The organism is Aeromonas schubertii (assembly GCF_000820105.1).
Classification (GTDB): domain Bacteria; phylum Pseudomonadota; class Gammaproteobacteria; order Enterobacterales; family Aeromonadaceae; genus Aeromonas; species Aeromonas schubertii.
The window spans coordinates 1-13,406 of sequence record NZ_CDDB01000087.1; the positions used below are offsets into that span (position 1 = coordinate 1).

The 13,406-nt window shown below is 64.1% G+C and carries 10 protein-coding genes; 8 read left to right on the forward strand and 2 right to left on the reverse strand.

Annotated elements, in window-relative coordinates; translation table 11 throughout:
* From BN1133_RS16795 to BN1133_RS16805, 3 genes are all read left to right on the forward strand, one after another.
* The coding region (locus tag BN1133_RS16795) for a type I secretion C-terminal target domain-containing protein (protein ID WP_157432354.1) at positions 1-2,122 on the forward strand (2,122 nt) is incomplete at its 5' end.
* A gap of 71 nt (positions 2,123-2,193) precedes the next feature.
* On the forward strand, positions 2,194-2,742 hold the full coding sequence (locus BN1133_RS16800; RefSeq protein WP_050667610.1) for a hypothetical protein: 549 nt from the start codon (positions 2,194-2,196) through the stop codon (positions 2,740-2,742).
* Between the two features lie 60 nt (positions 2,743-2,802).
* Positions 2,803-3,504, forward strand: coding sequence for an SIMPL domain-containing protein (locus BN1133_RS16805; RefSeq protein WP_050667611.1), 702 nt, complete (start codon positions 2,803-2,805; stop codon positions 3,502-3,504).
* 44 nt (positions 3,505-3,548) lie between these two features.
* On the opposite strand, the gene BN1133_RS16810 is transcribed toward BN1133_RS16805, so the two are convergent.
* Both BN1133_RS16810 and BN1133_RS16815 read right to left on the reverse strand, forming a co-directional pair.
* Positions 3,549-4,637: a 3-deoxy-7-phosphoheptulonate synthase gene (locus BN1133_RS16810; protein WP_050667612.1), complete on the reverse strand. Its 1,089-nt coding sequence runs from the start codon at positions 4,635-4,637 to the stop codon at positions 3,549-3,551.
* 183 nt (positions 4,638-4,820) lie between these two features.
* Positions 4,821-5,633: a siderophore-interacting protein gene (locus tag BN1133_RS16815; protein ID WP_050667613.1), complete on the reverse strand. Its 813-nt coding sequence runs from the start codon at positions 5,631-5,633 to the stop codon at positions 4,821-4,823.
* 233 nt (positions 5,634-5,866) lie between these two features.
* On the opposite strand from BN1133_RS16815, the gene BN1133_RS16820 reads away from it, so the two are divergent.
* Genes BN1133_RS16820 through dhbA form a run of 5 tightly spaced genes read left to right on the forward strand, consistent with a single transcriptional unit; the run spans position 5,867 to position 13,393 of the window.
* Complete coding sequence (locus BN1133_RS16820; RefSeq protein WP_050667614.1) at positions 5,867-7,027, forward strand: isochorismate synthase; 1,161 nt, start codon at positions 5,867-5,869, stop codon at positions 7,025-7,027.
* The gene (locus tag BN1133_RS16825; protein ID WP_050667615.1) at positions 7,024-8,649 is read left to right on the forward strand and encodes a (2,3-dihydroxybenzoyl)adenylate synthase; all 1,626 of its coding nucleotides are present in this window, start codon (positions 7,024-7,026) and stop codon (positions 8,647-8,649) included. The genes BN1133_RS16820 and BN1133_RS16825 overlap by 4 nt, the downstream gene beginning before the upstream one ends.
* A gap of 18 nt (positions 8,650-8,667) precedes the next feature.
* Positions 8,668-9,552: an isochorismatase gene (locus BN1133_RS16830; RefSeq protein ID WP_050667616.1), complete on the forward strand. Its 885-nt coding sequence runs from the start codon at positions 8,668-8,670 to the stop codon at positions 9,550-9,552.
* Positions 9,549-12,632: a non-ribosomal peptide synthetase gene (locus tag BN1133_RS16835; RefSeq protein WP_050667617.1), complete on the forward strand. Its 3,084-nt coding sequence runs from the start codon at positions 9,549-9,551 to the stop codon at positions 12,630-12,632. Before BN1133_RS16830 ends, BN1133_RS16835 begins: the two co-directional genes overlap by 4 nt.
* 14 nt (positions 12,633-12,646) lie before the next feature.
* The gene (gene dhbA / locus BN1133_RS16840) at positions 12,647-13,393 is read left to right on the forward strand and encodes a 2,3-dihydro-2,3-dihydroxybenzoate dehydrogenase (protein WP_050667653.1); all 747 of its coding nucleotides are present in this window, start codon (positions 12,647-12,649) and stop codon (positions 13,391-13,393) included.
* Positions 13,394-13,406: the final 13 nt, after the last annotated feature.

Genomic DNA, 13,406 nt, shown 5'->3' on the forward strand with positions numbered 1-13,406 from the left:
GACGGTGCTGGATGACGTGCCTGGTGTGGGCAGCAATGCCTTGGTGCAGCTCGATGACGATGCCCTGGCCGGCGGCAATGCCGGTGGGGTGGGTGACGATGCGGATGCGGCCAACGTGAGCGGTACCCTGAGCCACAGCTTAGGGGCCGATAGGGCAGGCAGCATCGCCTGGCTGACCTCGGGGGCCCCGGCCGGGTTTAGCTACGAGCTGTCGGGCAGTTCGCTGCTGGTGAAGCAGGGAGTGGTGACGGTGCTGACGGTGACGGTCAACAGCGCAACCGGCGCCTACAGCGTGACCCAGAACGCGCCGATCCAGCATGCGGCGGGCAGTGACGAAAACAACGCCGTGTTCAACCTGACCTACCGGGTCACGGATGCAGACAGCGACACGGCCGATGGTGTACTGACCATCAACGTGGATGACGACACCCCGACCGTGATCAGGCCCGATACGGCGGTGATGATGAACGCTGCAGGCAGCGCCTCTTTCCTGCTCGATCTGGATGGCTCTGTGGCCAACAACTATGGTGCTGATGGTGCCACATTGCGCTTTAGCTCGGCCCTCAATGGTGTCAACAGTGGGCTGACATCCGGTGGTTTGCCCATTACCTATGCTCTATCGGTCGATGGGCTGACGCTGACTGGGTCAACGGGGGTCGGAACCGTCTTTACCGTCGTACTGAATCCGGCCAACGGCACCTATGCCGTCAACATGGTTGGATCGGTGGATGGGGGGCATACCTCAGTCGATTTCAGTAATGCCGGGTATGACTTCGTCGGTGGTAACACGGCCTGGGCGGGTTTTGTCACTGCTGCAAACGATGACAGCAAAGACCTGCTGCTGACCCCTATGGGTGATGGCACCGTCAATACCACGGCAACGACAGGCGGGATCGGCGGTGGTGCCTCGGTCGGCAGTGGTGAGGCGATGCGCGTAGACTTCGTGATCGATTTGGCGGGTTCGCCCAGTAGTGGTGGCAGTGGCTATCTGGACTCCTCGACCCACAATCATAGTTTCGACGGTCACTATGATGTCAACGGTGGTTCTGCCCTCTTCACGGCGATCAAGGGGGCGGGCAGCACGGTCAAGGTGATCGCCCGCCAGGATAGTGATTCGTCCAGTTCGGTGGACAATGTGATTGGCGATGGGGTCATGGAATCACTGACCGCAATCGCAATCGCTTATGGCGGCGTTACACGCATCGTTAGCCTGGCCGCAGGTCTGACCCAGACTGTCTCTGTCGGAGGCCATAGCTTTACCGTGAGCTTTGTTGATGGAGACCCGGGCCCCGGAGTGACCTACGTGGCCACTGTGGCCGGGGTGGTGGATAACACCCGGCTCTCGGCCTATACGGCCGATGGCTACAACAGCCTGGAGTTTCACTATGCCAGTGGTAGTGACTTCAAGATCGGTGATTTTGGCGTCTCGGTCCCGACTCCCGGGGTTCCGGTTAACGTTGATCTCGGTGTGACATTGACTGACGGGGATGGTGATACGGCTAATTCCAGCCTCAATATCAACCTGATGCCTGATGCTCCTTTTACCGTCGATATGCACGCAGCGGCCAGTGATACTGTGATTACTCTGGGGGGAAGCCAGCTCGACGCGATAGGCTCTGCCCATCATGACACCATCACAGGCAACAGCCTTGACAACATACTGTTTGGGGGGGATGGCAACGATATCCTCAGTGGTATGGGCGGTGTTGACAAGCTGATTGGCGGTACAGGAAACGACACGCTGATCGGTGGTCTTGGGGCTGACATTCTGGTTGGTGACAGCGGCAGCGACACCTTCAAGTGGGGCAGCGGTGATGCCAGTGCCGGAGTGGATGTAATTAAGGACTTCCAGGTGGGGGTCGGTGGTGATGTGCTGGATCTGAGCGAGCTGCTCAGTGGTGAGCACGCCAATGCCACCTCACTGGATCAATTCCTGACCTTCAGCTCTGGGCCTGGTAGCGGTAAAACGACCCTGGTGATCGACCTGGATGGTAGCGGTGCCGGTACCACTACCCAGACGATTCAGTTCGATAACATCGACCTGACCATGGGGGGCACCCGTAGTGACCAGCAGATCATCGATGAGATGCTGCTTAACGGCAATCTCAAGGTTGATCCATAAATGGGGTGGCCATCTTCTGATGGCCGCCACATCTGGTAATATGACGCCACTATTGAGATGAGGAGTGAGGTATGGCTGCATTATCGTGGGTGGACATCGATGGGGTTCGTTACAGTTGTAGCGGTGACCAGATCGATTGCCATGGCCAGTTTGGCTACCATACCCGATTCGATGGTCATACCCTCTCACAGCTCGAGATTGAGAACCGTGAAGGTGAGCCGGCCGGTTGTCTGAATGTGGATTTTTCCACTGGGCAGCTCACCTTTACCCCCCTTCCCGGTGCCGACATTGAAGGGCTTAGCCTGCTGATCGGTGGGGAGGAGGGACAAAGTGAGCTCAGCCTCTTTTCTCTGATGAGCAACGAGTGGGGCGACTTGTTGGCGCAGGGAGATGAGGCACTACTCTGGGAGCAACCCCTTGAACCGGGCCAGGAGAGCCTCTCTGCCGAGACGGGTCAGATCCTGACGTGGGACTCTTTTGCCTTCCAGGATGATCAACCCGAATGGTTGGGTACTTCGGAAGGAACGGTGACGCCCCTGCCCGGGTTGGATGAGGGGCTGCTCTTTAGCGAGGTCGATATCCACAGCGTGCTCGATATTCCGCCCCATCACCCCATCTAGTTCGTTCCCCGCTTCGTGGCATAATCCCTCGTGTGTTCGTATCCCCATGAGGTGAGTGTGATGTTCAAATCGATTCTTCCCCTTTCCGTATTGTTCCTGCTCTCGCCAGCCTGGGCCATCGAGGCGCCGACGGCGGCGCATGTGAGCGTCAGCGGAGTGGCCGAGCGCAAGGTGGAGCCCGATATGGCGACCCTTTCTGTCTCGGTGACGGCCCTGCAAAAGGATGGTCTCAAGGCCAAACAACAGGTGGATGCCAAGGTGGCCGCCTTTTTCGGCAAGCTTGAGGGGTTGGGGATCAAGCGCAGCGATGTGGACGCGGGCAATCTGGTGGTCTCTCCCGAGTATCAATATGCCCCCGAGAAGAAGCCGCAGCTGCTGGGTTATCGTGCCCAACGCCAGCTCTCGGTCAGGCTCTATCAGCTTGAAAAGCTTAGCCAGTTGATGGAAACGGCACTGGGGGCAGGCCTTGAGACCGTCTCCCAGATCGAGTACGGGCTTAAAGATGCCAAAGAGGAGAAGGAGAAGGTTCGCCTCGCCGCCGTGGAGGATGCCAAGGCCAAGGCCCAAAGCCTGGCAAACGGCTTTGGCGCCAAGCTGGGCAAGATCTATGCGGTGGAGTATGACGCGCAGCAGCCCGCCCCGGTCTATGGGCGCAACTACAAGATGATGGCGATGGCGGCGCCCGATGCCCAGGAAAACACCTATCAGCAGCAGAGCATAGTGCTCAGCGACAGGGTTGAGGCCGTTTTCCTTCTGGAGTAAATGCCGGGGGCAGCCTGGCTGCCCCGCTTTGCTTCGGGCCTGTGTTAACCGGCCAGCAGAACCTCATGGCGTCTACCCTGATGGTACCTGCGAGCCTGCACCGCCTCTGCCAGCACGCCGACAAGCGCCACGGACGCTTCCCAGCCGAGGCAGGCATCGGTCACTGACTGGCCATAGTGCAGACTTGCCAGTGGGGCGGGGGCTTGGCTCCCCTCTTTTAAAAAACTCTCGACCATGACGGCGGCGACATACTCGCTCCCGTTACCCATCTGTCTTGCCAGTTCGGCCGCCACCCGGCTCTGATTGCTGTGCTGTTTCTGGCTGTTACCGTGACTACAGTCGACCATCAGCCGCGCGGCCAGCCCTTCCCGTTGTAACCGTGCGGCTGCCGCCTCCACATCATTCTGGTGATAATTGGGGGTCTGGCCGCCACGCAAGATGATATGAGCGCTCTCGTTGCCCTCGCTGCTCACCACCATCATGCCCCCCTGATGACCCGGGGCGGTGAAGAGGTGAGGGGCCTGGCTCGCCAGAATGGCGTCGATAGCGACTCTGATATTGCCGTCGGTGCCATTCTTGAAGCCTACCGGGCAGGGGAGCGCCGAGGCGAGTTGACGGTGTACCTGGGATTCGGTAGTGCGTGCACCGATGGCGCCCCAGCTGACCAGGTCGGCCAGGTAGAGGAAACTGGTGGTGTCGAGAAACTCGGTAGCCGTCGCCAGCCCTATCTCATTGATCGCAAGCAGCAGTTCCCGAGCCAGTTGCAGCCCATGATTGATATCGTGGCTGCCATCGAGATGAGGGTCAAAAATGAGTCCCTTCCACCCTATGGTGGTGCGTGGTTTCTCGAAATAGGCGCGCATGACAATGCACAGATCCTCTTGATGTTCATCGGCCAGCCCTTTAAGGCGCCGCGCATATTCCAGCGCTGCCTTGGGATCGTGCAGGGAGCAGGGGCCTATCACCACCAGCAGGCGGTCGTCCTGACCACTCAGGATCTGCCGGATCTGATGGCGAGCACCCTGGATCATCCCGTGAGTGGTGGCAGGACAGGGGAGTCGAGCCAGCAGTTGGGCCGGAGTAGGGAGGGCCTCTACGGGGAGGGCGCGCATGACCGAGTTGTGCAGTGACATCCGTATTACCTTGTGAAGCGTGGCATCACGAGCGCTGCCTGGGGGCATGCTCGCTTAGCAATAAATGATAGTGATTCGCATTATCGATCTTTGGCTCCCATATGCAACCCCTGCTAATGGGGGGATATTTTATTGATTTCAAAGTCAATTAAGTGAGTTGCTCCGGGATCACTCCCTTGAGCCTCATGCCTCGCTCTCCATGGCCTCATGGCGATCCTGATGATAGGCATCCTCGCTCTTGCCAAGTCGCCAATAGGGCACAGCGTAAACTTGCCGGCGATCCACATCCAGGATGCGCCGCGTGTGCCGTCGTAGTGGCAGCACCAGCCCCTCCTCGCCCCCAAACCAGAAATAGCTCTTCTCGCGCTCCATGGGGAGTGCGGTGAGATGCGCGATCAGGGCCTGAGCCTGCTCGGCTCCACCGACAAACCAGCTTAGATTGACCCCGGATGGCAGCGCCAGGGGGTGGATCTCCTCTTCATCCGGTACCAGCAAGGCGATCTCCCCCCTGGCCCCGGGTCTCATCACCTCGGCCATGGCACAAATGGCGGGCAGGGCGGTGAGATCGCCGGCCATGTAGTAGAAGTCGGCCTCCTGCAGCATGGGGTTTGGGCCGCCAGGTCCAGAGATGGCCAGTCTGTCGCCGGGGACGGCATGCAGGGCAAAGTGGCTGGCAGGGCCCAGCTCCCCGTGCAGGGCGAAGTCGATATCGAGCTCCAGCCGTTCACGGCGAAAGGCGCGAAGGGTGAAGGTGCGGATGATGGGGCGCGTCGCCGGATCGTCCCAGCGAGGCCCCTGGGGAGTGGGTATCGGCAGCACTATCTCGCTCTGCCCGGGGCGCGGCAGCATGATCTTGATATGGGCCCCACCACAGGTGAAGGGGTAGTCGGCCAGATCGGGGCTGCTCAGGGTGAGGCGGCGTAGCCCCTTGGAGAGGTCGGTGATGCGTTTGACCGTGAGCAGTCGTGGACGGTTGACTGGCAGGGAGTGAGGCATGGGGAGGGCTCCATCAGAAAGTGGGGCCCATTCTTGTTTAAATGAAAATAATTATCAATATACGACGCCCAGTTGGGTAGAAAGTGAGCGCCAATGGTTGATGTTGTCAATAAGCGGAGCCTTATTGAGAGGACAAATTCCATTGACCGGGCGATTTCAGTGCGAGTATTTTAGCGACCCTAATCTGATATCAATAATCATTATCATTAGTGTTTATGTTGATTGGGTCTGATATGGATACTCACATGATGGAAACCCGTACCCCGGAGCAGGCACTCATGCCCGATCTGCTCTTCTCATCCGAGCAGGGGGAGATCCGGGCCTACGAGCTCGGCGAGCCTATGGTGACGCCGGCGGGGGAGTGGGCTCGTTTAGAGCGCCAGATTGCCGATGCGCTGGAGCAGGCCCGGCGTGCCGGTCAGGAGAACCCCCTGCTGATGGGAGCCTTTGCCTTCGATCCGGCCGAGGCGTCTTGCCTCTATGTGCCGGGCAGGACCGAGCGGGGGCCGAGGCCGCAGCCCAGGGCAAGCGAGCCCCTCACCAATCAGGCTATCTCGGTGCAGAGCCTGCCTGCAGCCGGGGAGTTCAAGGCCTCGGTGAGCGCGGCCCTCGACTCGTTTGCTTCTGGCACCCTGGCCAAGGTGGTGCTGTCGAGAAAGCTTGCCCTCGAGCTGCGCCAGCCCGTCGAGCCTGCGCGCGTGCTCGAGCGTCTGGTCAGCCAAAACCCTCACGCGTTTCACTTCTCCCTTCCCCTGGGCGGCGGTCGCTGCCTGCTTGGGGCCAGCCCCGAGCTGCTGCTGCGGGTGCGCGACGGCGAGATCTTTACCCATCCCCTGGCCGGCTCGGCCAAGCGGGGCAGCGCCCCCGAGCAAGACCGTGCGGTGGCCAGCGCGCTGCTCGCCTCGGGTAAGGATCAGCATGAGCACCGGCTGGTGATCGACGAGATCCGCCGCGTGCTTGCCCCTCACTGCCGGGCGCTGGCGATCCCGGCGAGCCCCACCCTGATGAGCACCGACACCCTCTGGCACCTGGGCACCCCGATCCGGGGCGAGCTTCATTCTGATGAGGTGGGCGTGCTGCCCCTGGCCTGTCGCCTTCATCCCACACCGGCCCTGTGCGGTTATCCCACCGAGCTGGCGCGCCAGTTTATCCGGGAGCGAGAGCCATTTCGTCGTGCCCTCTTTAGCGGCATCGTCGGCTGGTGTGACAGCCGGGGCAACGGCGAGTGGGCCGTGGTGATCCGCTGCGGCGTGCTCGATGGCCACAGGGTCGAGCTCTTTGCTGGGGCCGGCATAGTCGCAGGCTCCGATCCCGCCATGGAGTGGGCCGAGACCGGCACCAAGCTCGGCACCATGTTAAGAGCCCTGGGCGTGGACTGTGAGGTGGCCCTGTGAGTCGCCCCATTCCCTACAGCCGCTGGCCCGATGATCTGGCCGAGCATTACCGCCGCCTGGGGTACTGGCGCGGTGAGCCGCTCACGGCGATCCTGCGCCGTCAATGGGAGCGCGACCCGAGTGCACCGGCCATCTTCTGCGGCGAGCGCGTCTTTACCTACCGTGAGCTCGATGCCGCCTCGAGTCTGCTGGCAGGCAAGCTGGCCCGGCGGGGGCTGGGGCACGGTGACACCGCCCTGGTGCAGCTACCCAACGTGGCCGAGTTTTACATCGTCCTCTTCGCCCTGCTCAAAGTCGGGGTGGCGCCGGTCAACGCCCTCTTCAGCCACAGTCGCCTCGAGCTGCTGGCCTATGCCGGGCAGATTCATCCACGCCTCTTCATCGGTGCCGTTGCTCATCCCCTCTTTGCCGGCAGTGACGGGGGAGAGGCGCTGCTGGCCGACATCGGGGCCGAGCTGACCCTGCTCGACGGCGTCGAAGGGAGCCAGGGTCTCGCCCACTGGCTGGCGCCAGGGGAGGTGAGCGGTTTTGCCCCGACGCCGGCCGACGAGGTGGCCTTCTTCCAGCTCTCCGGGGGGAGCACGGGCACCCCCAAGCTCATTCCGCGCACCCACGACGACTACTACTACAGCGTCCGGCGCAGTGCGGAGATCTGCCGGCTGAGTCCGAAAACCCGTTATCTGTGCGCCCTGCCGGCCCCGCACAACTTCCCCTTGAGCTCCCCCGGGGCTCTGGGGGTGTTCGAGGCTGGCGGGGCCCTGGTATTGGCCCCCAACCCGAGCCCCGATGGCTGCTTCCCCCTCATCGAGCGTCACGGCGTCACCATGACGGCCCTGGTGCCACCGGCGCTCTCTCTCTGGCTCGAGGCGGCGGCATTGGACTCGGCCGCCCGGGCCAGACTCTCGTCGCTCACCCTGCTGCAGGTCGGCGGCGCCAAGCTGCCCGAGGCGGTGGCCAGGCGGGTGGAGCCCGAGCTCGGCTGCGCCCTGCAGCAGGTGTTTGGCATGGCCGAAGGCCTGGTCAACTACACCCGGCTGGGGGATCCCGAGGCAAAAGTACTGCACACCCAGGGGCGCCCCATGTGCCCGGATGACGAGATCCGCATCCTTGATGACGCCGGGCTGCCGGTTCCCCCCGGTCAGAGCGGCGCCCTCCACACCCGGGGGCCCTACACCTTTCGCGGCTACTTCCAGAGCCCCGAGCACAACGCCCGGGTCTTCGATGCCGAGGGCTTCTACTGCTCCGGGGATCTGGTGGTGCAGGACGCCGACGGCTACCTCACCGTGGTCGGCCGTCTCAAGGATCAGATCAACCGGGGCGGGGAGAAGATCGCCGCCGAAGAGGTCGAGAACCAGCTGCTCCACCACCCGGCCATCAGCCAGGCGGCCCTGGTCTCCATGCCCGACAGCGTCATGGGGGAGAAAAGCTGCGCCTTCATCGTCACCTCTGACCCCTCCCTCAAGCCCCTGGCCCTGCGCAAGTTCCTGCGCGGGCGCGGCGTGGCCGAATTCAAGCTGCCCGATCGCGTCGAGCGGCTCGATGCCCTGCCCATGACGGCGGTGGGCAAGATTGACAAACAGGGGCTGCGCGCCCGCATCGCGCGGCTTCTCGACACGAACTGATACAAGGAATCGATATTCATGGCTATCCCAACCCTGACCTCCTACCCCATGCCGACCCAGTGGAAGAGCAACAAGGTGAGCTGGCGCCTCGACCCCAAGCGCGCCGCCCTGCTCATTCACGACATGCAGGAGTACTTCACCGCCTTCTACGGCGAGCAGAGCCCCATGGTCGTGGCCCTCATCGAGCGTCTGGCCACAGTGCGCCGCCACTGCAAGGCCCTCGGCATCCCGGTCTACTACACGGCCCAGCCCAAGGCGCAGAGCGCCGAGGAGAGAGCGCTGCTCAATGATATGTGGGGTGCCGGGCTCACCAAGCGCCCCGAGCAGCAGGCCATCGTCGCGGCGCTCACCCCCGAGGACGACGACACTGTGCTGGTCAAGTGGCGCTACAGCGCCTTTCATCGCTCTCCCCTCGAGGAGATGCTGCGTGAGCAGGGGCGCGATCAGCTCATCATCGGCGGCATCTATGGCCACATCGGCTGCATGATGACCGCCTGTGATGCCTTCATGCGCGACATTCAGCCCTTCTTCCTGGCCGACGGCATCGCCGACTTCTCTCAAGAAGAGCATCAAATGGCCCTCGATTACGTGGCGACCCGCTGCGGCAAGGTGATCCCCTGCGCCGAGGCGCTGGCCATGGAGCCTGCCGCCATGCCTCTGCTCACCTATGAGGGGCTCAAGACGCGCCTGCTCAGCCACATCGATGATGAGGAGGAGGCGTTCGACCCCGACGAGAGCCTGATCGACTATGGTCTCGACTCGGTGCGCATCATGGGGCTGCTCACCGAGTGGCGCGCCGCCGGGGTGGAGCTGAGCTTTGTGGATCTGGCGCGCGTGCCCACCCTCAACGCCTGGTGGCGCCTGGTCGAGCAAAGACGCAGCGCCCTGGAGGTGACAGCGTGAGCCGTTTCCCCCTCACCATTCCCCAGCAGGGGCTCTGGTCTGCCCATCTGCTCAACGACGACAAGGCCATGTTTAACACGGCCGAGTGCATCGCCTTCGACGGCCGGGTAGACGCTGTCCTGCTGCAGCAGGCGCTGTGGCAAGCGGTGCGCGAGTGTCAGGCGCTGCAGGGACATGTCGAGACCGATGGGGACGCCGTCTGCTTCGTGGCCGACGAGGCCCCCCTGGCCTGGCAGGTGCTCACCCTGAGTGGTGGCGAAGAGGCTGTCCGCGCCTGGGCCTGGGGCGATCTGCGCCGTCCGTTCGATCTCACCGGCGAGCCTCCCTGCCGCTTTGCCCTGCTGCGCGCAGAGGCCTGGGATTACCTCTACAGCTGCGTGCACCATATCGCCCTCGATGGCTTTGGCACCACCTTGCTGTTCCAGCGCGTCGCCGCCCTCTATGAGGCGGCCCTGGCGGGGGAGGAGGGGCCTGCCTCGCCCTTCGGCCGCCTCGATGAGGTGCTGGCCGAGGAGCGCCAGCGTGAAGAGAGTGGCAAGAACGCCGCCGCCCGCGACTTCTGGCTGAGCCAGTTGCAAGCCTGGCCTGCGGTGCGCAGCTTCAGTGCTACCCGCGCCCCCATCGCCGCCGAGTTTATTCGCGAGAGTCGCGCCTTCCCCCCGGCCCTGTGGCAGGCCTTGGTGCGGGTGGCCGACCAGCATCGCCTCGGCTGGCCCGATCTGCTGCTGGCCACCCTGGCCGGCCAGCTCTCCCTCGGAAGTCGCGAGCCCCATGCCCTGCTTGGCCTGATGATGATGAACCGCATCGGCTCGGCGTCGCTGACCGTGCCCTGCATGCAGATGAACATCACCCCCCTGGCGCTGACTTTGGAGGAGACGGGCGATCTGCCCGGCACCGCTCGCCAGGTGGCCGCCGCCAAGCGCGCGGTGCGCAAGCACCAGCACTACCGTTACGAGAGCCTGCGCCGGGATCTGGGGTTGGTGGGGGGGGATAAGCGCCTGTTCGGCCCCCTGGTCAATATCATGCCCTTCGATCATGCCCGCCGCTTCGGCCCCCTGAGCGCCCGTACCCTCAGCATCAGTGCCGGACCGGTCGAGGATCTCACCATCGAGGTGCAGATGGGGGCTGACGGGGTGCCGACGCTGGATCTCGACGCCAACCCTGCCTGCTACTCCACCGCCGCGCTGGCCACCATCGCCGACACCCTGCTGACGCTGCTGGGGCGCTGGCTGGCACAGCCCGAGTTGAGCCTTGCGGCCCTCAAGGGCGCCTGGCTGGCCGAGGCGCGCGCGCATGCCCTCATCGCGGGGCCTGCAGAGGAGGCGCTCGTGGTGCGCCCTGTGCTCGATGCCCTGGCCCAGGTTGCCCGGGAGCACCCCGAGCGGGTGGCCCTCGAGCAGGGGGAGCGGCGCATCGGTTACGGGGCGCTGCAGCGCCGCTGCGAGCAGATGGCGGCCGCCCTGCAAGAGGTCGGGGTCCTGCCCGGTGAGCGGGTGGGGGTCATGCTCTCGCGCAGCCCCGAGGCGGTCATGGTCCAGCTCGCCATCCTGATGGCCGGCGCCGTCTATGTACCCCTCGACCCCGATCAGCCCGGCGAGCGCCAGGGGCACATAGTGCGTCTGGGGGAGATCGCCACCCTCATCACCGAAGAGGCCTATCGCCATACCCTGGCGCCCATCTTTGGCGGCCGTGTGCTGCCGGTGAGCGAACTGGTGAGCGAAGACCGCCTCTGGCTGGCACCGAGTGAGGCGACGCCCGCCTACCTGATGTTTACCTCGGGCAGCACGGGCCTGCCCAAGGGGGTGGCGGTGGGGCACGGGGCCCTCAACCACTTCGCGGCGGCGGCGCGGTGCCGCTATCGACTGCAGGCGGGGGCGCGGGTGCTGCAGTTTGCCCCCTTCAACTTCGACGCCAGCATCGAGGAGGTGTTTGCCACCCTGAGTGCCGGCGCCACCCTGGTACTGCGCACCGACGCCCTGCTCGACTCCATACCTGCCTTCGCCCAGGGGATTGAGACCCTGGCCATCAGCCACCTGGATCTTCCCACCGCCTTCTGGAACGAGTGGGTGGTTGCTCTGGGGGCCGGGCTGGTCGGGATTCCGGCTCCGCTCGAGGTGGTGATCATCGGGGGGGAGGCCGTCTATCCGGAGCAACTCGCCCAGTGGCAACGCCAGGGGCGGCGCGACGTGCGCCTCATCAACACCTATGGCCCCACCGAGACGACCGTGGTGGTGACCAGCCAGGATCTGCAAGAGGAAGATCCCGCCCAGGTCCAGCTGCCCATCGGTCTGCCCCTGCCGGGGATGCAGGCCCTGATCCTGAGTGAGGGGGATCTCCCCGCCGAGGAGGGGGAGCTGGTGCTGCTCGGCCCCCAACTGGCCGACGGCTATGTGGGCGGAGTCAGCGGCAGCTTCGACTCGCTTCGGGTCGGCAATGAGGAGCGCCGCGTCTATCGCACCGGGGATCGGGTGCGTTGGGAGGGGCGCCTCGTCTATCTGGGACGGCGCGACAACGAGTTCAAAATAAGCGGTTATCGCATCCAGCCCGGCGAGGTGGAGGCGAGGCTGCTGGCCCTGCCCGGCATCGATGAGGCCTGTGTGCAGGGGGTGAGCGAGGGGAGCGTACGCCGTTTGGTGGCCTTCGTGGCCGGCAGCGAGCGAGACAGCCGCGCCATCAAGGGGCAGCTGGCCCGGGTGCTGCCCGCCGCCATGATCCCGACCGACTATCGCCACTACGACAGGTTGCCGCGCACCGGCTCGAACAAGATTGACCGCAAGGGGCTGCTGGCCGACTACCTGAGTAGCGAGACCCGGGTGACGATGGAGAGCGAGACCCAGGGGAAGGTGGCGGCCATCTGGCAGCAGATCCTGGGCATTGGCGCCATCACCCCCACCGACAACTTCTTCGAGCTGGGGGGGCAATCCCTGCAGACCATTCAGATAGTGAACCGCTTGGCGGCCGAGTTTGGCCTGCAGGTCAAGGTGTCGGATCTCTTCGATCACCCCTGTCTAGACGATTTTTGTCGTTTCCTCGACGGCCAGCAGGTCGCAAAGGAGGAGAGTGTGGAGATGGTGTGGTGAGGGAGCACAGCGAGATGAGATGGCACTTTGACGGCAAGCGGGTCTGGGTGACGGGAGCGGGGCGCGGCATAGGTCGCGCCGTGGCCGAACAGTTTGTGGCGGCGGGGGCCACTGTGGTGGGGCTCGATCTCCACTTCCCCGAGCCCCCTTACGCCTACGGGGTGCGCGAGCTCGATCTGCGTGACGGGGCTGCGGTCAGCCGCTGCGCCGCCGAGCTCCTCGAGGAGGGGCTCGATGTGCTGGTTAACGCCGCCGGCGTGCTGCGCCTGGGGAGTCTCGAGCACCTCAGCGATGAGGATTGGCACGACTGCATGGGGGTCAATGCGGGGGCGGTATTCTCCCTGCTGCGCGCCGTCACCCCTCACTTCAAGGGGCAGGGGCGGGGCAGCATAGTGACGGTGAGCTCCAACGCGGCCCATGTGCCGCGCATGCAGATGGCCGCCTACTGCGCCTCCAAGGCGGCGGTAAGCAGCCTGACCCGGACCGCCGGGCTGGAGCTCGCCCCCTTCGGGGTGCGGGTCAACCTGGTCTCACCGGGGTCGACCGATACCCCCATGCTGCGGGGCATGCTGCCCGATGAGGGGGCGCTGAGCCGCACCATCGCCGGCTTGCCGGAGCAGTTCAAGCTGGGGATCCCCTTGGCCAAGCTGGCGAACACGGCGGAAGTCGCCGCCGCCGTCCTCTTCCTGGCCTCGGATCTGGCCAGCCATATCACACTACAAGACCTGGTGGTCGACGGTGGCGCCACCCTCGGCGCCTGACCCCGGAGAGACA